The 22853-nt window shown below is 44.7% G+C and carries 19 protein-coding genes, 1 tRNA gene and 1 riboswitch; of the genes, 14 read left to right on the top strand and 6 right to left on the bottom strand.

Translation table 11 applies throughout. From position 1 onward, the window contains the following. Window positions 1-15: 15 nt before the first annotated feature. Window positions 16-88, bottom strand: a tRNA-Lys gene (locus BLW39_RS04430). 108 nt (window positions 89-196) lie between these two features. Further along, window positions 197-526 (bottom strand): VOC family protein, encoded by a 330-nt coding sequence (locus BLW39_RS04425; RefSeq protein ID WP_059378682.1) that lies wholly within the window; start codon window positions 524-526, stop codon window positions 197-199. A 131-nt stretch (window positions 527-657) separates the two neighbouring features. On the opposite strand from BLW39_RS04425, the gene BLW39_RS04420 reads away from it, so the two are divergent. The 8 genes from BLW39_RS04420 to BLW39_RS04385 all read left to right on the top strand — a co-directional run bounded on the left by BLW39_RS04420 (window position 658) and on the right by BLW39_RS04385 (window position 10746). Continuing rightward, on the top strand, window positions 658-2214 hold the full coding sequence (locus tag BLW39_RS04420) for an ABC-F family ATP-binding cassette domain-containing protein (protein WP_059378679.1): 1557 nt from the start codon (window positions 658-660) through the stop codon (window positions 2212-2214). A gap of 228 nt (window positions 2215-2442) precedes the next feature. Next, window positions 2443-4083, top strand: coding sequence for a peptide ABC transporter substrate-binding protein (locus BLW39_RS04415; RefSeq protein WP_059378674.1), 1641 nt, complete (start codon window positions 2443-2445; stop codon window positions 4081-4083). A gap of 188 nt (window positions 4084-4271) precedes the next feature. After that, entirely contained in the window at window positions 4272-5189 is a 918-nt protein-coding gene (locus tag BLW39_RS04410) for an ABC transporter permease (protein WP_059378670.1), read from the top strand. A gap of 10 nt (window positions 5190-5199) precedes the next feature. Next, window positions 5200-6222 carry an ABC transporter permease gene (locus BLW39_RS04405; protein ID WP_059378666.1) on the top strand — a complete coding sequence of 341 codons (1023 nt, stop codon included), beginning with the start codon at window positions 5200-5202 and terminating at the stop codon, window positions 6220-6222. Between the two features lie 10 nt (window positions 6223-6232). After that, the gene (locus BLW39_RS04400; RefSeq protein WP_059378660.1) at window positions 6233-7285 is read left to right on the top strand and encodes an ABC transporter ATP-binding protein; all 1053 of its coding nucleotides are present in this window, start codon (window positions 6233-6235) and stop codon (window positions 7283-7285) included. Continuing rightward, window positions 7285-8220, top strand: a complete 936-nt coding sequence (locus BLW39_RS04395; RefSeq protein ID WP_059378656.1) for an ABC transporter ATP-binding protein — start codon at window positions 7285-7287, stop codon at window positions 8218-8220. Before BLW39_RS04400 ends, BLW39_RS04395 begins: the two co-directional genes overlap by 1 nt. A 140-nt stretch (window positions 8221-8360) precedes the next feature. Continuing rightward, window positions 8361-9872, top strand: coding sequence for a peptide chain release factor 3 (locus tag BLW39_RS04390; RefSeq protein WP_059378654.1), 1512 nt, complete (start codon window positions 8361-8363; stop codon window positions 9870-9872). A gap of 157 nt (window positions 9873-10029) precedes the next feature. After that, window positions 10030-10124, top strand: a riboswitch (THF riboswitch). Window positions 10125-10155: 31 nt separating this feature from the next. Further along, window positions 10156-10746, top strand: coding sequence for a folate family ECF transporter S component (locus BLW39_RS04385; RefSeq protein WP_059378651.1), 591 nt, complete (start codon window positions 10156-10158; stop codon window positions 10744-10746). A gap of 39 nt (window positions 10747-10785) precedes the next feature. On the opposite strand, the gene BLW39_RS04380 is transcribed toward BLW39_RS04385, so the two are convergent. The 3 genes from BLW39_RS04380 to BLW39_RS04370 all read right to left on the bottom strand — a co-directional run bounded on the left by BLW39_RS04380 (window position 10786) and on the right by BLW39_RS04370 (window position 14251). Then, window positions 10786-11490, bottom strand: a complete 705-nt coding sequence (locus tag BLW39_RS04380) for a DUF6198 family protein (protein WP_059378649.1) — start codon at window positions 11488-11490, stop codon at window positions 10786-10788. An 84-nt stretch (window positions 11491-11574) separates the two neighbouring features. Next, window positions 11575-13023, bottom strand: a complete 1449-nt coding sequence (gene rlmD, locus BLW39_RS04375; protein ID WP_059378647.1) for a 23S rRNA (uracil(1939)-C(5))-methyltransferase RlmD — start codon at window positions 13021-13023, stop codon at window positions 11575-11577. Window positions 13024-13081: 58 nt separating this feature from the next. Further along, on the bottom strand, window positions 13082-14251 hold the full coding sequence (locus BLW39_RS04370) for a DUF998 domain-containing protein (protein WP_059378645.1): 1170 nt from the start codon (window positions 14249-14251) through the stop codon (window positions 13082-13084). A gap of 204 nt (window positions 14252-14455) precedes the next feature. Between BLW39_RS04370 and BLW39_RS04365 the strand changes: the two genes are divergently transcribed. Together BLW39_RS04365 and BLW39_RS04360 are read left to right on the top strand one after the other, a co-directional pair. Further along, entirely contained in the window at window positions 14456-14737 is a 282-nt protein-coding gene (locus tag BLW39_RS04365) for a hypothetical protein (protein WP_059378644.1), read from the top strand. A gap of 57 nt (window positions 14738-14794) precedes the next feature. Continuing rightward, window positions 14795-16945 carry an AAA family ATPase gene (locus BLW39_RS04360; RefSeq protein ID WP_059378643.1) on the top strand — a complete coding sequence of 717 codons (2151 nt, stop codon included), beginning with the start codon at window positions 14795-14797 and terminating at the stop codon, window positions 16943-16945. A gap of 76 nt (window positions 16946-17021) precedes the next feature. Here the strand turns inward: BLW39_RS04360 and BLW39_RS04355 are convergent, their stop codons facing one another. Continuing rightward, window positions 17022-17336 carry a GNAT family N-acetyltransferase gene (locus BLW39_RS04355; protein ID WP_059378641.1) on the bottom strand — a complete coding sequence of 105 codons (315 nt, stop codon included), beginning with the start codon at window positions 17334-17336 and terminating at the stop codon, window positions 17022-17024. 102 nt (window positions 17337-17438) lie between these two features. On the opposite strand from BLW39_RS04355, the gene dut reads away from it, so the two are divergent. From dut to cysS, 4 genes are all read left to right on the top strand, one after another. Next, window positions 17439-17909 carry a dUTP diphosphatase gene (dut, locus tag BLW39_RS04350; protein ID WP_059378640.1) on the top strand — a complete coding sequence of 157 codons (471 nt, stop codon included), beginning with the start codon at window positions 17439-17441 and terminating at the stop codon, window positions 17907-17909. Beyond that, complete coding sequence (radA, locus tag BLW39_RS04345) at window positions 17909-19276, top strand: DNA repair protein RadA (RefSeq protein ID WP_074717782.1); 1368 nt, start codon at window positions 17909-17911, stop codon at window positions 19274-19276. The genes dut and radA overlap by 1 nt, the downstream gene beginning before the upstream one ends. A 127-nt stretch (window positions 19277-19403) precedes the next feature. Then, window positions 19404-20900 carry a glutamate--tRNA ligase gene (gene gltX, locus BLW39_RS04340; protein WP_059378638.1) on the top strand — a complete coding sequence of 499 codons (1497 nt, stop codon included), beginning with the start codon at window positions 19404-19406 and terminating at the stop codon, window positions 20898-20900. A 72-nt stretch (window positions 20901-20972) separates the two neighbouring features. After that, complete coding sequence (gene cysS, locus BLW39_RS04335; protein ID WP_059378634.1) at window positions 20973-22394, top strand: cysteine--tRNA ligase; 1422 nt, start codon at window positions 20973-20975, stop codon at window positions 22392-22394. Window positions 22395-22853: the final 459 nt, after the last annotated feature.

The following is a 22853-nucleotide window of genomic DNA, read 5'->3' as shown; positions in this document are numbered from 1 at the left end:
CGTGAGGGTTATTAGTGGTCAGTCAGGGGCTCGAACCCTGGACCCACGGATTAAGAGTCCGTTGCTCTACCAACTGAGCTAACTAACCATGGAGTTGTCTTAAACAACAAAAAATAGTATATCATGCCTGTGGTGGAACGGCAAGCTTTTTTGCAGAAAAAATTAGCTTTTAGTTGGAAATTTTTCCTAGTCGAAATTAAGCGTTGGCTTCAATCACAACCGTATTTCCCTCGGAATCATGGACAGTCACGGCGACCTTATTACCAAAGCGAACTTCTTCTTGCTCAATGGCAACAAAGTTGTTTGCTAAATGCTGCCTAAGCTCAGGCAGATGGTCTCTGACCAGTAGCTCAAAATCGGCTCGGGGTTCTCCCGTCACGAAGGTTAAATCTTCATGGTCGACAACTAAAATTCGGTCCGTTTGCTGACCGGTTTGTGGTAAGTCAAAGACGTCGCGCCAGAAGCGAAAGGCGCGGTTAGGGTCGGTGGCTGGAATTTCTTTATGATTTAATTTACGTGCTTTCATTTGTTTCTCCGAGCCGAATCAATCGGGTAGTGAATTGACTGATGATTAGGATTAAATTGCTTTTACTAGTATAGAACAAATCCTTGCCCTTAGCCATGCTTAGCCGTCTGAAATATGGTAAACTTAACCCTATGGCATTATTAGAAGTAAGTGGGCTGTCAATGGCCTACGCAGAAAAAACATTATATGAAGACGCTGACTTGGAACTTCAAGCTGGCGAGCACATGGGGATTGTCGGCCAAAACGGTGCCGGTAAGTCAACATTGATTCGCATTTTAACGGGGCAAATTCTGCCCTTATCAGGTCGAATTGATTGGGCCAAAAACCTGAAAATTGGTTATTTGGACCAGTATGCGGAAATTCCAGAGGGGATGACTTTAGTTGACTTCCTCCACACCGCTTACCAAGACTTATACGATAAGCAAGACCGGGCAACTGAGCTTTATGAGCAGTACGCCGCCACTGCTGATGATAAGTTACTGGAGCGGGCGGGTCGTTTGCAAGAGGAACTTGATGCGGCTGGTTTTTACGACGTTGATACTGAAATCGAACGGGTGATTTCTGGGCTTGGTTTGGAAGCGATTGGTCGTGACCGAGAACTGGAACACATGTCCGGTGGTCAACGAGCTAAGGTTATTTTGGCTAAGCTGTTGCTTGAAAACGACGACGTCATTATCTTGGATGAGCCGACCAACTATTTGGATGTCTCACACATCGAATGGTTGGAAGGGTTCTTGCAGAGCTTTGAAGGCGCTGCCATGATTATTTCCCACGACTTTGACTTCCTTGATAAGGTGACTAACGCGATTGCTGATGTTTCCTTTGGAAAGATTACTAAGTATCGTGGGTCATTCCAAAAGGCAATGCGGCAAAAGGAAGAACGTTCTGAACAGCAAATGCGGCAATACGAAAAGCAGCAAGTCGAAATTGCCAAGGCTGAAAAGTTTATTGCTAAGAACAAGGCACGGGCGTCAACCTCAAAGCAGGCCAAGTCTCGTGAAAAGATGCTGGCCCGGATGGATAAGGTTGATCCGCCTTCAGAAAACTTGAAGGCTAAGTTTGACTTCCCTTATGTTAACTCGCAGTCGGCCGCTGCCTTGACGGTGACAGACTTGTCCGTTGGTTATGAACAGGCCATCCTGGAACCTGTCTCATTTTCGTTAACGACTGAGAAGAAAATTGTCTTTGCTGGTTTTAACGGTGCCGGAAAGTCAACTTTGATTAAGTCGATTTTGGGCGAAATTCCATCTTTGGGTGGGCAGGTTGAGTTTTCACCATCCGCTGTGGTGAATTATTTTGACCAGGATTTGGCCTGGGACAATGACCAGCAAACGCCTTTGCAAGCAATGCAGGATTTGTTCCCGACGATTATGCCAAAAGAATTGCGGCAACGTCTCGCTGGCGCAGGAATCAACGCTGAAAACGCACAAAAACCCTTATTCCAGCTTTCTGGAGGGGAACAGACAAAGGTAAAGTTGGCCATCATGGAAATGAAGCCATCAAACTTTTTAATCCTGGATGAACCGACGAACCATTTGGATGAAGAAACGAAGCAAGCTTTGTATAAGGCAATTAAGGCCTTTCCGGGCAATGCCATTATCGTTTCTCACGAAGTGTCCTTTACTAAGGACTTAGCAGATCAAACATTAAATGTTGCGGCACTTTCTTATAAAGAAAATCCAGAATAGTATGATAGAAAACTGAATAAATATGATAAAAGAGCTTATTTTGTTAAGAAAATAAGCTCTTTTTATTTGTCAGGTAAGTTGTCACAACCTATTGAAATGAGCATTCTAAGAGAGAAAATTACCTATGAAATAACAATGTAATCATTTTTATTAAAAAAATATTTGAAAATGATGTTTTTCTCTGATAAGATTAAACAAACATTAAGTTGGATACGAGGAGGACGCACGATGAAACAGTGGCAGAAATGGACTGCAGCAGCAGTCGTTGTTCTAGCCGTGGCCGGGGGATCCCGCGCCGCTGGCTGGTGGGGAACTAGCCCCGCAGATGATAAATCAACGTTGAACTACGGTTTGGCAACTGATATTCAGACTTTGGACATGTCTAAGGCAACTGATCAATATTCAGATACCATTCTTGGTAATACTGAAGCAAACTTGTTGCGGACAAACGCTAAAGGGGACGTTGTTCCAGACTTGGCAAAGTCATACAGCGTTTCTTCAGACGGTTTGACTTATACAGTTAAGTTGCGCTCAGGTTTGAAGTGGTCAGATGGTTCAGCTTTGACTGCTAAGGACTTTGTCTATTCATGGCAGCGAATTGTTGATCCAAAGACAGCATCACAGTACTCATACTTGACTTCAGGTGTGAAGAACGCTGATGATATCGTGGCTGGTAAGAAGCCAGTTTCTGATTTGGGTGTTAAGGCCGATGGCGATACATTGACTTTCACTTTGGAACGACCAATGCCACAATTTAAGTACTTGTTGAGTTTTGCTCAATTCACGCCACAAAAGGAATCATTCGTGAAGGAAAAGGGATCTAAGTACGGTACAACTGCCGCAACTCAGATTTACTCAGGAGCTTACAAGTTCGAAGGTTGGAACGGAACTAACAGCAAGTTCAAGATGGTTAAGAACGATAACTACTGGGATGCTAAGAACGTCAAGACTAAGACAATCAACTGGCAAGTTATCAAGAACCCAGAAACTGCTATTAAGTTGTACAAGCAAGGTAAGTTGGACCGTGCCGCAATCACGAACTCACCTGAAATGTACTCAGCTAACAAGAACAACAAGGATGCTGTGACAACTGCGGTTGCTTCATCAACATACTTGGAGTACAACCAAGCTAAGAACCCATACCTACAAAACGAAAAGATTCGTCAAGCTTTGAACTTGGCTACAAACCGTAAGGACTTGGCTTCACAAGCAACTGGTGGATCACGTGATGCCGCTAAGAGTTTGGTTTCAAACAACTTGGTTAAGGCTTCTAACGGTCAAGACTTGTCAACTTATGTAGCTCCTGGTTACACTTACGACAAGGACAAGGCAAAGCAACTCTTTGCTGAAGGTATCAAGGAAGTTAACAAGGGTAAGATGAACGTTACCCTTGAAACGGATGCTGATAGCCCAATCGCTAAGAACACGGCTGATTACTTGAAGCAAGCATACGAATCAACATTCGGTGATCAGATTTCAGTTACTGAAAAGATCGTGCCATTCAAGCAACGTATCCAAGATGGTGCAAACGGTGACTTCGATATCTTGGTAATGAACTGGAACGGTGATTACCCTGATGGTTCAACCTTCTACGACATGTTTAAGGCAACTGACACAGGTATGAACGATGGTCAATTCAAGAACCAAACTTATATCGATGCCGTAACGAAGGCTGAAAGTACTGATGCTAACAACCCATCTGCTCGTGACGCTGACTGGAAGGCAGCTGAAAAGGCTTTGATGGATTCAGCTAACATCAACCCACTTTACTCATGGAAGGGTGGCTTCTTGCAACGTTCAAACGTTAAGGGCGTTGTGACGAACCCTGCTGGTTTGCCATTAGACTTGACTCGGGCATACCGTAAGTAAGGTAATTTAATAATTATTCAATTTGAATACACTAGGCAGGTCATTGAGAGAGGCGTCCAAGAACGATTAAGGATGAAATCCAAAGGTGACCTGCCTTTGGTATGAATGGTGTCTTTCTAAAAAACACACCTAATTTACTTTGAACTAAACGAACAGAACTTTGTCATCGCACTAGGAGAGTCATTAAAATGGCCAAATACATTTTAAAGCGAGTGTTATTCCTGCTGGTTACATTGTGGATTGTCGTAACGGCGACATTCTTCTTAATGCAGATCTTGCCAGGAACACCTTATAACAACCCGCACTTGTCGGCTTCGGCAATTGCACAATTGGATCAGACGTACGGATTAGATAAGCCGGTCATGGTGCAATACTTTGATTACCTAGTTAATCTTTTGCATGGTGATATGGGAACGTCATTCCAATACCAAAACCAGTCAGTGACCATGCTAATTGGTCAACGACTACCAGTTTCGGCCCAACTTGGGTTGCAAGCATTAGTCGTTGGAATCTTACTTGGACTTTGGTTTGGGGCTGTCTCAGCTAAAAACCAAAATAATAAAGTTGATGGATTCCTTGGCATTATTTCAACATTAGGAATTTCGGTTCCTTCCTTTATTTTAGCCATCGTCTTGCTCTACGTCTTTGGCTATAACCTTGGCTGGTTGCCAGTTTCTGGTTGGGGCGATAGCTTCTCAGAAACAATTTTGCCGACCTTGGCCTTGGCCGTTGGTCCGGCAGCAACCACAACCCGATTTGTCCGTTCTGAAATGATTGATGTTTTGCATTCTGATTATATTCAGTTAGCCCGGGCGAAGGGGTTGAATGGGACCCAATTAATTCGTAAGCACGCTTACCGAAACTCAATGATTCCGATTTTGACATTGATTGGTCCAATGGTGGCCAATCTGTTGACTGGGTCGACTTTGGTCGAAAACATTTTCTCAATTCCTGGAATTGGACAGCAGTTCGTTTCATCAATTCCAACCAAGGATTATCCAGTTATCATGGGAACAACAATCGTTTATGCAGCAATGTTGATGGTCTGCATCCTGATAACGGATATCTTGACCGCAATCGTTGATCCACGAGTTCGATTGAAGTAAGGGGAGAAACATGGAAGACGTACAAAATGAATTTTCCCTCGTTGGGATTAAAGATAAAGCGGCCAGCGAAACGATTGTGAAGCCAACTTTGTCAACATGGCAGAGTGTTTGGCACCGTTTGCGCAAAAATAAGTTAGCCGTTGTCAGTTTGGTGTTCTTGGTTTTGGTGATGTTGTATGCTTTGATTTCATTGCCAATTGTCAGTCAAAATTCTGCCAACCAATTCGATACCAATACTGCTAAGTATAAGAACTTGCCACCAAAGTCTGGTTTGCCAATCCCTGGTTGGAATGGAAACACGACGACCCCTGGTGCGAGTGAATCAGTTGATGTATACGCCAAGAATGACGTTGACCAAAACTTTATTTTGGGAACGGATAACCTTGGTCGATCAGTTGCCAAACGTGTCACGGTTGGTCTACGAATTTCACTCTTTGTGGCGATTGCCGCAACGGCAATCGATCTGTTGATCGGGGTTAGTTATGGTTTGATCTCTGGCTGGGTTGGTGGCTGGCTTGATAACATCATGCAACGAATTATCGAAGTGATTTCTGCCATTCCTAATTTGGTTGTGGTGACATTGCTAGCGATGTTGTTTGGGTCAAGCATCTGGTCAATCATCTTGGCAATTGCCTTGACAAGTTGGACCGGAATGGCCCGTCAGGTACGAAATTTGACCTTGACTTACAAGGAGCGTGATTTCGTTTTGGCTGCTCGAACACTGGGTGAGTCAGGACCAAAGATTGCTGTTAAGCACTTGGTACCAAACATGTCTGGAACAATTATTGTTCAAATCATGATGACTGTTCCTGCTGCCATCATGTTCGAAGCTGTTTTGTCAGCGATTAACTTGGGTGTTAAGGCGCCAACTGCCTCATTGGGAACGTTGATTACCGATGGACAGAACATGTTGCAGTACTACCCATATCAAATTTTGATTCCATCTGTTGTTTTGGTCTTGGTATCACTAGCCTTCATCCTTTTGGGAGACGGTTTGCGTGACGCCTTTGATCCAAAGATGGCTGATGAATAAGGAGCGCAAAATGGTAGAACCAATTTTACAAGTAAAAGACCTCCAAGTGAGCTTCAATACCTATGCAGGTAAAATTCAGGCCATTCGTGGTGTCGACTTTGATTTGAATGCTGGCGAAACGTTGGCAATCGTTGGGGAATCAGGATCTGGTAAGTCAGTAACGACCAAGACCTTGCTTGGTTTGAACGCTGAAAACGCCGAATTGGGCGAAAACAGCCAAATTCTATACGGTGGTAAGAACCTAGCAAAGTTGACTGAAAAGGAATGGGAAGATTACCGTGGTTCCGAAGTAGCCATGGTTTTCCAAGATCCAATGACTTCTTTGGATCCAACGATGAAAATCGGTAACCAGATTGCCGAACCAATCATGAAGCACCATGGGGTGGAAAAGGCGGACGCCTTGAAGAGGGCGTTGCAATTGATGAAGGATGTTGGGATTCCGGAAGCGGAAGAACACATCAATGATTATCCTCACCAATGGTCTGGTGGAATGCGGCAACGTGCCGTTATCGCAATTGCTTTGGCTGCTGAACCAAAAGTTTTGATTGCCGATGAACCAACAACTGCTTTGGATGTGACTATCCAAGCGCAAATCTTGCGTGTTTTGAAGGACTTGCAGGAAAAAAACGGAACAGCGATTATCTTTATCACCCACGATTTGGGTGTGGTGGCTGGAATTGCTGACCGAGTGGCTGTTATGTATGCCGGTAAGATTGTTGAGACCGGAACCGTTAACGAAGTCTTTTATAACCCACAGCACCCATACACTTGGGGTTTGCTAGGTTCAATGCCTTCAACCAAGACGGAATCTGGTACTTTGCAGGCAATTCCCGGAACACCACCGGACTTGCTTTACCCACCAAAGGGTGATGCTTTTGCCAACCGTAATCCTTACGGACTTGAGATTGACCATGAAAAGCAACCACCATTATTCAAAGTTTCAGACACACACTATGCTGCAACTTGGTTGCTAGATGAACGTGCACCAAAGGTTGAACCACCGTTGGAAATCCAACGACGCCAAGCATTTTGGCAGACCTTGCAGCAAGAGGGGGCCCGCTAATGCAAAACGAAAACGCAAAAAAGTTAGTTGAAATTAGCAATTTGGATTTGACTTTTAATGCTGGAAAAAGCAACGCCACTAAGGCAATTGATAACATTTCCTTTGATATTTACGAAGGAGAAACCTTTGGTTTGGTTGGTGAGTCAGGTTCAGGAAAGACCACCATTGGTCGAACAATCCTAAAGCTTTACGATCAAGATTCAGGAACGATTAAGTTTGACGGCGAAGATCTTGGTAAGTTGAAGAAGAAGGATTTGCAAAGTTTCCGTAAGAAAGCACAAATGATTTTCCAAGACCCACAGGCCTCTTTGAATGGACGTTTGCGAGTGGAAAACATCATTGGTGAAGGGTTGGACCAAGTCGGTTTCACCAAGAAACATGACGAACGAGCTGCAAAAGTTCTGGAATTGTTGAAGATGGTCGGTTTGAACAAGGACCACGCTTCTCGTTACCCGCACGAATTTTCGGGTGGACAGAAGCAACGAATTGGGATTGCTCGCGCCTTGGCTGTTCAACCAAAGTTCATCATTGCCGATGAACCAATCTCTGCCTTGGACGTTTCTGTTCAGGCGCAGGTGGTTAACTTGCTGGCAGACTTGCAAAAAAAGAACAATCTGACTTATCTCTTTATCGCCCACGATTTGGCGATGGTTAAGTACATCTCTGATCGGATTGGTGTGATGCACTGGGGAAAGCTGGTGGAATTGGGTACGGCTGATGAAGTTTACAACCACCCATTACATCCTTATACAAAGAGCTTGCTTTCCGCTGTGCCAGAGCCAGATCCAATTTCAGAAAAGAAGCGGGTTATCAAACCATATGATGCTAGCTTTGAACAAGACGGCCAAGACCGTCAAATGGTGGAAGTTGAACCAGGACACTTTGTCTTGGCAACACCTGCCGAAGCCGAAAAGTATAAGGCAGAACAAAAGTAATGCTTTGACTCTTTCAAATGGCTAATTTTTAGACGATGACAAGTTAAAAGTTTAAACCGCTCAAGGCGGGCTCTGTTAGCAGAAGAAATTCTGGTGCGGGCCTAGCCTTGAGCGGTTTTTTCCTGTAGAATAAGTTTGCTATGGAAAACTTTGAACAAGAACTTAAAAACCGGCGAACATTCGCCATTATTTCCCACCCCGATGCGGGTAAGACAACTTTGACTGAACAGTTGCTTTTGCATGGTGGGGTCATCCGTGAAGCCGGAACCGTTAAGGGTCGCGGCGCTAAGAAAATGGCTTCTTCCGATTGGATGGCCATCGAACAGCAACGTGGAATCTCGGTCACGTCATCTGTTTTGCAGTTTGACTATGATGGCAAGCGCATTAACATTTTGGATACACCGGGTCACGAAGATTTCTCAGAAGATACCTACCGGACTTTGATGGCCGTTGATTCGGTTGTGATGGTGGTTGATGCTGCCAAGGGAATTGAGCCCCAGACAAAGAAACTTTTTGAAATTGTTTCCAAGCGCGGTATTCCTGTTTTCACTTTCTTCAACAAGATTGACCGTGACGCTCGGTCACCATTGGACTTGGTGGATGAATTGGAAAGCATCCTAGGAATTCAGGCCTATCCAATGAACTGGCCAATTGGTTCTGGTCAAATCTTGCAGGGAATCTATGACTTGAAAGAAAAGGAATTGATTCCATTTAAGAATGCGGCCGATCATCCTGAAGTTCGAGCAGAAGGAATGGATGAAATTGAATTGCTGGAAGACGCCGGGAATGAATTTGACGAAGAGGCAGTTGCAACTGGTAAGTTGACACCGGTCTTCTTCGGTTCTGCTTTGGCGAACTTCGGGGTGACGGAATTCTTGCGTGAGTACTTACAATACGCACCGATGCCGTCACCGGTGAAGACGGTTGACGACCAGGTAATCGAACCGGATTCAAGCCAATTTACTGGTTTCGTCTTTAAAATTCAGGCAAACATGGATCCTCGTCACCGTGACCGAATTGCCTTTGTGCGGATTGTTTCGGGAGCATTCGAGCGTGGAATGGATGTGACTTTGGAACGCACGGGCAAGAAGTTGCGCTTGGCTAATGTGACCCAGTTTATGGCAGAGGAACGTGAAAACGTTCAGGGGGCTGTTCCTGGTGATATTATCGGGGTTTATGATACCGGTAATTTCCAAATTGGGGACACCATTTTCTCCGGTAAAAAAGAGGTTCGTTTCCCTGATTTGCCAACCTTCACGCCTGAATTTTTCAATAAGGTGATTGCCAAGGATGTTATGAAGCAAAAGTCTTACCACAAGGGGATTACCCAACTGGTTCAAGAAGGAACAATTCAGCTTTATAAGTCTTGGAATTCAAATGAGTACATCTTGGGTGCGGTTGGTCAACTACAATTTGAAGTTTTCAAGTTCCGGATGGAAAATGAATATAACGTTGAAATCCAATTTGAACCAATTGGTTCAAAGGTCGCTCGCTGGATTGATCCTGATCAGGTAGACGAAAAGATGGCTTCTTCACGAAACTTACTAGTCAAGGATCGTTACGACCGTCCCGTCTTTTTGTTTGAAAATCAATTTGCTTTGAATTGGTTTAAGGATAAGTATCCGGATGTTCATCTAGAAGCGAAAATGTAAGCAAAAGTTCGGCTATTGGCCGGGCTTTTTTCTTTTATAAAATCTTGAAAAAAATCTCACCGATAATAATCGAACGTGTTATAATGGATATCGGCATTTGTTCGTGTTTTTATTGAATTAGAGTTTAATAAGGACGAAAAAATGACTAAAAATTAAATACGGGGTAGGAATTCGTGCGTTAAGTGCGGCAGAAACGGAATGTGAGCTGCTGACGAAACATTTATGTGCGGTACGAATTTCGCATTCACCACCAGGTGAACACTCCTTTAGGAGGTTCAATACAATGAACAAGCACACAGCTTTTAAGAAGTGGGGACTGTCTCCACTTTCAGTGCAACAATTGGTACTCTTGGCCGTTTTGATGGCTTTGAGCTTGGTGATTGGTAAGTTTTCGGTTTACCTAACACCAACCATTAAGGTTGCTTTTGTCTTTTTGGCCTCATCGCTAATTGGTAAGTTTTACGGACCAATTTGGACGATGATTGTCATGCTCTTACTGGACTTTGTCAACGTGACTTTTTTCGTTGCCAATGCTACTTGGTCACCATTTATGGCGGTTGGTGTCGCCATGTCTGGGCTGATTTACGGTGGTTTCTTCTACCAACGGTCAGCTGATAAGCAAGTCATTTGGTGGAAGGTTTTGCTAGCGGTTTTGCTCATCACCTTCATTGTTAACTTGATTGTTAACACATGTGCCATGATGATCTTGTATTCACCACACCATTCTTGGAAGGTCTTTGATGCAATGTTGGCAACTCGCTTGCCTAAGCAATTAATCTTTTTCCCAATCCAATTCGTTTTGACGTACTTTGTCTTGAATAATCGAATTGTGACAATGATTAGCCAACAATTTTTTCCGGCTAAGCAAAGTTAATAACTAAAAAAGCTGCTGATTTCAAATCAGCAGCTTTTTTTAATTTTCGACGGGAATGTCTTTGTGAATCATGTCCATATTGCCGTGGACCAAATGTGGAAAGACTAAGCGGTCTGACCAAGCAATAACCTGGCCTTGCATAAAGAATGAAAAGGCGGTTCCGATATTTACCGAGACAATTGAACCAGAAATTGCCCAACAAACGAGCGAAATGCCGATGGCGAAGATGAAGTTTGAAATTTGTGCCTTCGGTGCTGAGCCGTGGAAGTATGAGAAGCGAAGAATGTTGGTCATGTCATCAATCGGATGTAAAATGAAATTAACCCGCTGATACACAGAGATGGCAATCCCAACAACCGCAACCCCAAAGAGGTCAAAGGGAATTCGTAACCAAAGGGGAACCGTGCAAACCCCCATGTTAACAAAAATGGTGTTAAAGTAGCCGGCCATAAAGGAAAAGAGCAGGCCGAAGATAATATTCCCGATAAAGCGCTTTAAAATGAATTTTTTGGCCAAGAAGATATTAGCAACTGCGACCAAAAAGGTTGTGATTGCTAAGTAAAGGGCAATCGGCAAACCAGTGACGTGAGCCAGGTTGGCAGCTCCAGCTGTCCAGGGCGCCGAACCAAGGTTGGTGGCAACTGAGAGCCCATTCCCCAAGGCGTCCAGGGTCAGTGATAGAAGGAAGTAAAAGTAAATTTGCCCCCAATTGAGTTCAAAATATTGTCCGTCACGATAGTACATGGTTTCCCTCGCCTTGCATTTTTTGTTCTGATTCACATTGTTTTCATTATAATCAAAAAAGCCGTTAAAACCAACGGCTCCGACTTATTTTTTCAACGATAATTTGACGACACCTTCCCATCGTGGTGTTTGTGGGAACATGTCAATCGGCTGAATGAAATCAACTCGATATGCCGACGATAAATCAGCTAAATCGCGGGCTAAAGTTGAGGGGTTACATGAAATATAGACAAATTTTTCTGGTTTAGCCCGTAAAACAGCCTTCTTGAAGGCGGGGTCTAGACCGGGACGCGGTGGATCAACCACTAGAGCGGTTGGCTTAAAGCCGTCTTTGGCCCACTTTGGAAAGACTTTTTCGGCACTACCAACTTCATAATGGGCATTCTCGATGCCGTTATCTTGAGCGTTCTTTTTCGCATCAACAACGGCTTCCGGGATAATCTCCATCCCACGAACTTCCTGAACTAAAAAGGCCATGGAAAGACCGAGGGTTCCAACCCCTGAATAGGCATCGACGAGACGGTCATTTTTATTCAGGTTTAGCGCCTGAATGGCTGTTTCGTAGGTTTTGGTCATTTGCTCGTAGTTGAGTTGCAAAAAGGCCCGTGGGGAAAGGGAGAAGGTCAGGCCCAGAATTTCTTCTTGTAGGTAATCGTCACCCCAAAGCTTAATGGTTTCATCGCCCCAAATTAAGGAACTCTTGCCGGGGTTGATGTTTTGAAAAATCCCAGTAATAGCCGGAATCTGTTCGGTCAAAGCGGTGATAATCGCTTCTTTGCCGGGAAATTCCTCCTGGTTGGTTACCAAGACTAATTGGGCTTGACCCGCTTGGTTAGCACGGACAATGACGGTTTTGACCAAACCGGAATTCTTAACCTCGTTGTAAAAGGAAACGGAGGCCTCGGCCAAAATCTTTCCTACTGCCCGAACAATGGTCATGGATGCCTCGTCCTGGGTGGCAATTGTTGGCAAATCAACCAAGTCATGACTGCCACGCTTATAGAGGCCAAGTTTCACTTCGCCCTTAATCTTACGGATTGGCAAAGAAGCCTTGTTGCGGTAGTGGTCCGGTTGGCTCATACCGATGGTGTCGCGGATGTCGTAGTTAGCGTATCCCTGTGGCTGAAACTTTTCTAGGGCCTGTTGAGTCAGGTCTTTTTTAAAGGCTAATTGGGCTGGATAAGCCAGATGGGCCAGTTCAAAGCCACCAACTAAGTCGGCGGCAGGGTCGGTTGGTGTGACTCGCTCGGGACTGGCTTCACGAATCGTAACCACTTTGGCTTCAATATACTTTTCTGTAAAATCGGTCACCTTGGCAGTGACAACTTCGTTGGGTAAGGCGCCCGGAATGAAGACAATCTTACGTTTAAAATAGCCAATCCCTTCCCCATTGATTCCTAAGCGTTTGATGGTTAGGGGGAACTTTTGGCCGATCTTAACTTCGACGGGTTGATTTGCCCGACTTGGCTTGCGATAAGGGCGGCGCCCTTGGTTGTTATGACTTGTTTGGGTGTTTTTTTGTCTTTCTGACATGATGGTTTAGGTCCTTTTTATGGTACAAAAGCGTTGAAATAATCTTAGAAATTTGGCATTAGAGATAGTGCAGGTGCACCTGATAGGAAACAGATTTGCTTTCATAAAGCAGGTGAACATTTTGCATCAGCAATAATAGCCAAGAAATTCCCAAACCGAGAATAATAATTTCAAAGGCGGTTAGGGACAGGTAGCGTACAACGTAGAAGAGCATGGCGGTGATTGACATCGAAATCGCAGTTCCGATAGAGAACAGCTTAAATTCGTGGGTCGCATTTGGTAAGAGCCAATAAATTAAGAGCATCGGCAAACCGGTACCGGCGATTAACAAATTAGCCGCGGTATCGTGGGCGATGTGCAAGAAACCGGGATTGTTTGGCAGGGCGCCGATTGCCAGCAAGCAAAGGGCGTCAAAGGTTAAAAAGCCCCGAAGAATACTAAGGCGACGGTGTTGAGGTAGCCGTTTTTGAATGGGCACGAAAAGATAATCGATTAACGTTCCCCAGAGGATTCCTGAAATGATCAAGGTCGCGTTAAAGGTCCATGCAAATTGGGCCTGGTTGGTACCCAGAAATGAAAAGTTGTGCTGCCACCAAAGTTGCCGGGAGTTGGTCACCATGGCGACCAAGACGCCGCAGACGATGGTGATGATTAACAAAGTCATCATGAAGGGCGTTGAAATCAACGTGGCGGTATAGACCATCAAGTAGTTGATGATACTGATAAAGACGAAGAAAAGGATGGTCGCGGTCAGGCGGTCAAAGATGGCGGCTTGAAAGAGGTAGCCGACGGCCCAGAAGAGGGCAATTGATGCAAATGCTTGGATTAAAGCAATCGAGAGAAAGAGGGTTGGTGCCAGTCTCTTATCCGTTTTTTTCTTGATTGGGTCTTTTTCTTGGGAAATGTGCAGTAAATGGAGGCGGATGAAGGCCCCCATTCCCGTCACTTCACCGAGCACAATTGTAGCGGTTGCCAAAGAATTGCTACCTGTTAATGGAATGAGTGGGTCTGCCTGCCACAAAATCCAAAAAGTAAAGGCGATGGTTGCCAAAAAAGAAGGAACTAAAAAGCGGCGAATGGAAAGTTCTTGTTTATTGCTGTTTGTTCTTTCGGGCGTAAGGGTGAGGGCATTGTCACTAACGACTAAGTTTAGCTGAGCGCCGTCGCTCAAGGCCAGGTCTTGGACTGCTTCTTCGGGAATTTCAATTTCGTAACGCTGGTTGGCCATTCGGCACCTCATTTTAATAGAAAGATAATTATTTTTTTATCTAGAGTGATTCTGCTACAACCGCATGGCTGTAAGTAACCACTCTATTTTAATAAAAAAATAAAAAAATAGATATAGCACACTTGTGTTATATCATATATGTGCTATAATAATAGATAAGGAAGTGGAAGATGTTAGAGAAATATCGAAACTGGGGTGATCAAAATGGTACGTTTTAACATTAAGGCTTATCTTGTTGATAAGTCACTCACAATTTATCAGGTTTCTAAGAAATCTGGTTATGGGTACACCACGATTCACCGATCTTTTAATAAAGATCAGAGTCAAGCCACTTCCCTCAATATTCGAGACTTAGACGCCTTAGCCCGGGCCCAGGAAATGGAAATGTGGCAAGTATTAAGAGAATTGGAGCGGGGTTATCGAAAACCAAATCCAGATCAAGACTCCCTTTTAGAGAATAAAAAGGATTCGAAATCCGACGGTTGAGAGAGCCTGCCAGTTTCGAAAGAAAAGAATAAATAATAGAGGAAGGTATATTTATTTATGGCAAACCAAAATGATGGATTTAACAACGGATTTAACTCAGATATGAATAATATCTTTGATAGTATGATGGGTAATTTAAACGGTTTTAATTCAGAAAACCGTCGTTACCTAATTAATGGTCGTGAAGTAACGCCAGAAGAATTTGCTCAGTATCGTCAAAGTGGTCAATTACCAAATGACGCAATTGCTGGTCAAACTGCTGGTAATGGTCGACCACAGGCAACAAAGCCAGGCGAAATCAAGCAAGATGGTATGTTGGCAAAGTTGGGTCGGAATTTGACCCAAGAAGCAAAGGATGGCTTGCTTGACCCAGTTATTGGTCGTAACAAGGAAATTCAAGAGACGGCTGAAATCTTAAGCCGCCGGACGAAGAATAACCCTGTCTTAGTCGGAGATGCCGGTGTTGGTAAGACAGCGGTTATCGAAGGTTTGGCACAGGCGATTGTCGCCGGGGATGTTCCTGCTGCCATTCAAGATAAGCAGATTTACTCAATTGATATTTCTGCCCTTGAAGCCGGTACCCAATACCGGGGTGCTTTTGAAGAAAACGTGCAAAAGTTAATTGATGAAGTCAAGAATGCTGGTAACGTTGTGCTCTTCTTTGATGAAATTCACCAAATCCTAGGCGCTGGTTCTACTGGTGGTGAAGATGGTGGTAAGGGCTTGGCCGATATTTTGAAGCCTGCCTTGTCACGTGGCGAATTATCATTAATCGGTGCAACGACTCAAGATGAGTACCGGAACACAATTTTGAAGAACGCTGCCTTGGCTCGTCGTTTCAACGAAGTCAAAGTGAACGCCCCTTCAGCAGCTGATACGTTGAAGATTTTGGAAGGAATTGCTCCTCTTTACGAGAAGCACCACAACGTTGAATTGCCTGAAAATGTTTTGCAGGCTGCCGTGGACTATTCAATTCAATATATCCCACAACGATCATTGCCTGATAAGGCCATCGATTTGATCGATATGACGGCTGCACATTTGTCAGCAAAGAACCCAGCAACGGACAAGGTTTCTTTGGAAAAGAAGTTAACTTCTTTGAAGAAGGATCAGGAAGAAGCTGTTGGTAAGGAAGACTACGAAAAGGCCTTGAAGGTTAAGAATGAAATTGCCGACGTGCAAAAGAAGCTTGACTCAGCTAAGAACGTTGAAAAAGTCAAGGCAACGCCAAATGATGTGGCGGAAGCTGTTGAACGTTTGACGGGTATTCCTGTTTCACAAATGGGTGCTTCAGATATTGAACACTTGAAGCAAATTGACAAACGCTTGGCTGGTAAGGTCATTGGTCAAGATGAGGCCGTCGACATGGTGGCTCGTGCCATCCGTCGTAACCGGGCTGGCTTTGACGAAGGAAATCGTCCAATTGGATCATTCCTCTTTGTTGGACCAACCGGTGTTGGTAAGACCGAATTGGCTAAGCAATTAGCTCAGGACCTCTTTGGTTCAAAGGATTCGATTATTCGTTTGGACATGTCAGAGTATTCTGATGTGACGGCGGTTTCAAAGTTAATTGGTGCAACTGCTGGATACGTTGGTTACGACGATAACAGCAATACCTTGACTGAAAAGGTTCGTCGAAACCCTTATTCAATCGTCTTGCTTGACGAAATTGAAAAGGCCAACCCACAAGTCTTGACCCTGTTGTTGCAGGTTTTGGATGATGGTCGGTTGACCGATGGTCAAGGAAACGTTGTCAACTTTAAGAACACGGTTGTGATTGCTACTTCTAACGCCGGCTTTGGTAATAAGGCTGTTGAAGAAGGCGACCTGATGGATCGCTTGTCAAAGTTCTTCCGTCCAGAATTCTTGAACCGTTTCAACGGTGTCGTTGAATTCTCTGCTTTGACGAAGGAAGACTTGAAGCAGATTGTGGACTTGATGTTGGCTGATGTGGATAAGACATTGGCTAAGAAGGACTTAACTTTGCAGATTTCGGATGCGGTCAAGGACCACTTGATTGAAGATGGTTATGATGAAGCCCTTGGTGCTCGTCCATTGCGTCGAGTAATCGAGCAACAAATCCGTGACCAAGTCACTGATTTCTACTTGGACAACCCAGGCAAGAAGGCCTTGTCGGCTGACTTAGTCGATGGCAAAGTCGTTATCTCAGCTGTCGAAGAAACAAAAGACGCTGCTAAAAAAGATTAATTTTAGGCAAAAGTAAAAGCCCAGCTGCAAACGCAGTTGGGCTTTTTTGTTAGCAATTTTTGATTACTTCGTCTAATCAAGTAGCCGAAGAATCCTTGTTGTGCCCTTCAGCGGCTGGCAGGGCCACATCGGCGTAGTCATCTGGGAAACGGCGGAATAAAACGGCCGCATAGCGGCAAGCTGGTCGAACCTTTTTGTTTTCGTTGCGTGCTTTTTCAACAACGGCGTCGACAAGGTTTTTGGCGATGTTTTGGCCCCGTAATGATGGGTCAACATAGGTGTGGTAGAGGGTGAAAACCTGCCCATGGTCTTCTGTTAGGTAGGACACCTCGCCCATTTTCTCGCCATCTTGTTCGTAGTAAAAGAAACCTGGTTTTGCGGTGATTGTCATGGGTACCTCCAAAAACTGAATTGACCGGTTTAGAATTTACCGGCTATGACGTATAATAAACAGGTTATATGATATTTTCGGGAAAATGTAAAGGGGTTTGTAATGAAAGTACGTGGATTTGAAATTGTCAGTAAGTATGCTGAAGAAGGCTTAACCCTGCCAGCCCGGTCAACAGAGCGTGCTGCGGGTTATGATTTTGCTGCTGCTCAAGATACGGTGATTCCGGCCAAGAGTGACAATGGCCAACGCCCGGTTTTGATTCCGACTGGGATTAAGGTTTACATGCAAGAAAATGAATACCTACAACTGGTATCGCGGTCATCATTGCCAAAGAAAAAGCATTTGGTGATGCCAAATGCGGTTGGCATCATTGACGCGGACTACTATAATAACGAACAAAATGAAGGTGAAATCATGGTTCAAGTACTGAACTTGAGCGATGAAGAAGTCCTTGTTCAAAAGGGCGAGCGGATTGCCCAGGGGATTTTCTTGCCTTATTTGCTAGCTGACCAAGATGCAGAGACTGAAAAGGCTGTGCGTGCTGGTGGCTTTGGTTCAACGGGAATTGGTTAATGGCGAAGGTCAAAACACAATTTATTTGTTCAAACTGTGACTTTATTTCAGCCCGGTACTTAGGGCGGTGCCCGAATTGTGGGGAATGGGGAACCTTTGTTGAGGAAAAAATTCAACCGGAAACCACTAACCGCAAGGCCCGGGTCGGCATTGATGGGAAGACTGCCAAAGTGCAGGCCATCAATGACGTGACCCTTGAGGAGACGCCGCGGGTTACAACGGGATTGAAGGAGCTCAACCGAGTGCTTGGCGGGGGTGTTGTTGCCGGAACCCTGGTCTTAATTGGTGGTGATCCCGGTATTGGAAAGTCGACTTTGCTCCTCCAAGTCTCCGGCCAGTTATCAGAGCACGGTAAGGTCTTGTATGTGACTGGTGAAGAATCGGCCTCACAGGTGAAGTTACGGGCAGACCGCTTAGCGGTTGGTGGTCAGGACTTCTTCTTGTATCCGGAAACGGATATGACGGCAGTCAAAAAGCAGGTCGAAGAGATGAAACCTAACTTTTTGGTAATCGATTCCGTCCAAACAATGCAGGAACCGGATTTGACCTCACCGATTGGCTCTGTTGCTCAAATTCGCGAAGTAACAGCCGACCTCCTACAGATTGCCAAGACCAACAATATTACGGTCTTTATTGTCGGTCACGTCACCAAGGATGGGGCGATTGCTGGTCCCAAAATTTTGGAACACATGGTTGATACGGTGCTCTACTTTGAGGGAGACCGTCACTACAAGTACCGTATTTTACGGGCGGTCAAGAACCGTTTTGGCGCAACCAACGAGCTTGGCATCTTTGAAATGCGTGATCATGGCTTGGCGGAAGTGGCTAATCCATCTGAGATTTTCTTAGAAGAACGTTTGGAAGGGGCTACTGGATCAGCGATTGTCGCTACCTTAGAGGGAAACCGACCAATTTTGGCCGAATTACAGGCACTCGTTACGCCGTCGGTCTTTGGTAATGCGCAACGAACGGCGACGGGGTTAGACCGAAATCGCGTCTCAGTTATCATGGCCGTCTTGGAAAAGCGGGCCAACTTGTTGCTACAAAACCAGGATGCTTATTTGAAGGCAGCTGGTGGAGTAAAGCTCGACGAGCCGGCCATCGATTTGGCCATTGCGGTGGCGATTGCTTCTTCCTACCAAGATAAGGAATCAAAGCCCAGCGATGTCTTCATCGGTGAAATCGGCTTGACTGGTGAAGTGCGCTCGGTTGCCGATTTAGAGGGACGACTAAAAGAAGCCCATAAGCTTGGTTTCCAGCGAGCTATTGTTCCCAAAAATAACTTAGCGGGGATGGCCGTGCCCGATGGCTTAGAAGTAATTGGTGTGACGACCATCAAACAAGCCCTGCATTTGGCCCTTGATTAAACATTTTCAAACGGCAAATGAAGCAAAACAAGCCGCAGCAAGCCCGGAGCTGAAAGCGCCCGAGACTTGTTGTATACTTATAATGAAGAATTTTTTCAGCAAAAGCTGATTTAGGAGATAGATACTAATGACAGACGATTTTCGTGTCCGCTACGCCCCATCGCCCACTGGATATTTGCATATTGGAAATGCCCGTACGGCGCTTTTTAACTGGCTCTTTGCTCGCCATTACAATGGAACTTTTGTGATTCGAATTGAAGATACCGATTCGGCCCGCAACATTGAAAACGGTGAAAAGTCACAGTTGGAAAACTTGAAGTGGCTCGGACTTGACTGGGATGAATCACCTGATAAGCCAGGCAAATACGGACCATACCGCCAATCAGAACGAAATGAACAAGGAATTTACCAAGAATTCATCGATGAACTGTTGGCCAAAGGATTGGCTTACAAGTCATATAAGACTTCTGAACAATTGGCAGAAGAGCGCGCTGCGCAACAAGCTGCTAAGCAGGCGCCCCATTATATCTATGAATATGAAGGCTTAACAAACGAAGAACGCGAAGCTAAGTATGCCGAATTTGAAGCTCAAGGCTTGAAGCCAGTGGTTCGCTTCCGTGTGCCCGAAGAAAAGGTTTATGCCTGGGACGACATCGTTAAGGGGCATATTGAAATCGGCGCTAAAGAAGTCGGTGGTGACTGGGTTATTCAAAAAGCCGATGGCATGCCAACTTATAACTTCGCCGTTGTGGTTGATGACCATTTGATGAAGATTTCACACGTCTTGCGTGGGGATGATCACGTTTCAAACACACCTAAGCAAATGATGATTTATGAGGCCTTGGGCTGGGATGTGCCGGAATTTGGTCACATGGCATTGATTATTAACGGGGCAACGGGGAAGAAGTTGTCAAAGCGTGATAATGATGTCTTGCAGTTTGTGGAACAATACCGCGAATTGGGTTACCAACCTGAAGCAATGGATAACTTTATTGGTTTGTTGGGCTGGTCACCAAAGGGTGAAGACGAAATCTTCTCTTTGGAAGAATTTAAGAACATGTTTGACGAAAGCCGTTTGTCAAAGGCCAATGCCAAGTTTGACCAAAAGAAATTGGAATGGATTAACAACCAATGGATTCGCAAGGATAAAGACCGCATCATGCCACAACTCTTTGATCAAATCATTAATGCTGGTTTGATTAGCAAAGAAGAGGCTGAAAAGCGTTCTGGCTGGTTGAAGGAAGTCATTGAAGTTGCCGGAGTTGATGGTATTTCATACACGAAGCAAATTATTGACTTGGTTCGTGAACCATTCTTCCAATTGGGCGAAGTGACCGATGACATGGTTGATTATTTGACTAGTGAAGCTGGCCGTAAGGTTTTCGCCGCTTGGGAAAAGGCTTATACTGACTTGTCTGAAGATACGGATGCCGCAACTTACATGGCAACTATTCGTGCCATTCAAAATGAATTGGAAATCAAGGGTCGCGACCTTTGGAATCCAATTCGAATTGCCACGACACACCAAATTCAGGGACCTAATTTGCCTGAAATGCTGGTCTTGCTGGATAAGAAGCAGGTCTTGCAAACAATGGCTGATGTGAAGGCTAAATATTTGAATTAAGTCAATGACAAAGCACTCGTTACCGGGTGCTTTTTGTTATAATGAAAGAAAAATCGCTAAAAGAGGCCCAATATGCTCCAAGTCTATAACACTTATAGCCTACAGAAGGAAAAGTTTACCCCACAAGTATCTGGTAAGATTTTGATGTATTTGTGTGGACCAACTGTTTACAACTATATTCATATTGGAAATGCCCGATCGGCAGTTGCTTTTGATACAATCCGACGTTATCTGGAGTGGCGCGGTTACGAAGTGAATTTTGTCTCGAATTTCACGGATCTGGGTGATAAGGTAATTGCTCAAGGGGAAAAAGAAGGCCTGACTGAGCAAGAAGTGGCCGACAAATACGCAGAAGCCTTCCACCAGGATGCTGGTCAATTGAACGTCAAACCGGCGACTACCCGGCCACGGGCAACCGAGTACATGGCTGAAATGGTGCGGTTTGTTGAAAGGTTGATTGAGCAAGGGCAGGCTTATGAAGTCGATGGGGATGTGTATTTTTCAACCACCAAGTTTGAAAACTATACGGCTCTCTCACACCAAAAAATGTCTGAATTGGAAGAAAATGCTGCGGGCCGGTTGGGGGATGATGACCAAGAACACAAGCAAGACCCAACCGACTTTGCCCTTTGGAAAAAGGAGACCCGGCCAAATGTGACGGCCTGGCCATCGCCATGGGGACCGGGACGACCTGGTTGGCACCTGGAGTGCTCGGTGATGAATGACGAGTTGTTAGGGGAAACGATTGATATTCACGCTGGTGGAGTTGACCTGACTTTCCCACACCATACCAATGAGTTGGCACAATCCGAGTCTTACCACCACCGCCAATTTGTTCGCTACTGGCTCCATAATGGTTTTGTGAATGTTAACGACGAAAAAATGTCCAAGTCCTTGGGCAACTTTGTGACCATTCATGACTTACTACAAACCGATATTGACCCGCAAGGCTTGCGTTTCTTCCTAACAAAGACGCATTACCGCCGTCCGATTTCTTATAGCCAAGACCGCCTTGACCAAAGTCAAAAGGAATTGGACCGTCTTTACCGGACCTACCAAGCATTGGAACGAGCCAAGGCAAGTAGTGACGGCGAAATCATTTCGCAAGAAGTGTTGAGTCGGGTAGCTGAATTGGATGCGGCCTTCATTCAAGCGATGGATGATGACTTTAATACGGAAAACGCTTTGACGGTGATCTTTGACGCCGCCAACTTTGCTAACCGTTTGCTACAAGAGGATGCTAGCTTGGCCGACCTCAAGACTTTGCAAGAACGGTTGCAAACGTGGTTAGGAATTTTTGGGATTGAGAACTTGTTACCAGTTAAGGGAATAACTGCTGAGCAACAAGACCTCCTCGATCAACGACAAGCTGCTCGAGAGGCGAAAGATTTCGCAACATCCGACGCTTTACGCGACAAACTGTTGATAACTGGTCTGATTGTCAGGGATAGTCCCCAGGGACAAAGTTGGGAATTCGTTGATAAAAGCGAATAATAATTAATTTTTTAAATTGATTCATTTGTTTAATCCGAACAAATGAATCACTTTTTATTTGAAAGAACGTCTTTATTTATTTACTTAAATTAAGGCAAAAAAACTGTTGACGACCCCGGGAAATGCCAGTATACTAGTTATTGTTCGTTACGAAGCGAAGGTGCTTCTAACGAGGAGCTGGGGTCTGGCAACAGGAACCGGACAACAAAAAGTTTTCCAAAAAGTCATTGACAAGCGTTGATGATTCAGGTAAACTAAATGAGTTGCCCTAACAAGGCATCGCACATTGAAAACTGAACAAAACTTTGAACAAACAAATCTGTAACGGTGGCTACTTGGTAAGTAGTCACAAACAAATTTGCGAAGTCAATTCGTAACAAACAATAAACGGATAGGCGTTATCGAGAGATAATAACTAGTCAGTTTAATCGAAGAGCAATCTTCAAACTTTTAACATGA

The sequence above is a fragment of the Fructobacillus pseudoficulneus genome, from assembly GCF_900108455.1.
Lineage (GTDB): Bacteria > Bacillota > Bacilli > Lactobacillales > Lactobacillaceae > Fructobacillus > Fructobacillus pseudoficulneus.
This window is presented reverse-complemented; position numbering and strand designations above follow the sequence as displayed.

Coding starts and splice junctions, on each gene's coding strand:
- BLW39_RS04380 (WP_059378649.1), bottom strand. CDS start 11,490: ATGTACTATCGTGACGGACAATATTTTGAACTCAATTGGGGGCAAATT.
- rlmD (WP_059378647.1), bottom strand. CDS start 13,023: ATGTCAGAAAGACAAAAAAACACCCAAACAAGTCATAACAACCAAGGG.
- BLW39_RS04415 (WP_059378674.1), top strand. CDS start 2,443: ATGAAACAGTGGCAGAAATGGACTGCAGCAGCAGTCGTTGTTCTAGCC.
- BLW39_RS04420 (WP_059378679.1), top strand. CDS start 658: ATGGCATTATTAGAAGTAAGTGGGCTGTCAATGGCCTACGCAGAAAAA.
- radA (WP_074717782.1), top strand. CDS start 17,909: ATGGCGAAGGTCAAAACACAATTTATTTGTTCAAACTGTGACTTTATT.
- BLW39_RS04410 (WP_059378670.1), top strand. CDS start 4,272: ATGGCCAAATACATTTTAAAGCGAGTGTTATTCCTGCTGGTTACATTG.
- BLW39_RS04360 (WP_059378643.1), top strand. CDS start 14,795: ATGGCAAACCAAAATGATGGATTTAACAACGGATTTAACTCAGATATG.
- BLW39_RS04395 (WP_059378656.1), top strand. CDS start 7,285: ATGCAAAACGAAAACGCAAAAAAGTTAGTTGAAATTAGCAATTTGGAT.
- gltX (WP_059378638.1), top strand. CDS start 19,404: ATGACAGACGATTTTCGTGTCCGCTACGCCCCATCGCCCACTGGATAT.
- dut (WP_059378640.1), top strand. CDS start 17,439: ATGAAAGTACGTGGATTTGAAATTGTCAGTAAGTATGCTGAAGAAGGC.
- BLW39_RS04400 (WP_059378660.1), top strand. CDS start 6,233: ATGGTAGAACCAATTTTACAAGTAAAAGACCTCCAAGTGAGCTTCAAT.
- BLW39_RS04355 (WP_059378641.1), bottom strand. CDS start 17,336: ATGACAATCACCGCAAAACCAGGTTTCTTTTACTACGAACAAGATGGC.
- BLW39_RS04390 (WP_059378654.1), top strand. CDS start 8,361: ATGGAAAACTTTGAACAAGAACTTAAAAACCGGCGAACATTCGCCATT.
- BLW39_RS04405 (WP_059378666.1), top strand. CDS start 5,200: ATGGAAGACGTACAAAATGAATTTTCCCTCGTTGGGATTAAAGATAAA.
- BLW39_RS04365 (WP_059378644.1), top strand. CDS start 14,456: ATGGTACGTTTTAACATTAAGGCTTATCTTGTTGATAAGTCACTCACA.
- BLW39_RS04370 (WP_059378645.1), bottom strand. CDS start 14,251: ATGGCCAACCAGCGTTACGAAATTGAAATTCCCGAAGAAGCAGTCCAA.
- BLW39_RS04425 (WP_059378682.1), bottom strand. CDS start 526: ATGAAAGCACGTAAATTAAATCATAAAGAAATTCCAGCCACCGACCCT.
- BLW39_RS04385 (WP_059378651.1), top strand. CDS start 10,156: ATGAACAAGCACACAGCTTTTAAGAAGTGGGGACTGTCTCCACTTTCA.
- cysS (WP_059378634.1), top strand. CDS start 20,973: ATGCTCCAAGTCTATAACACTTATAGCCTACAGAAGGAAAAGTTTACC.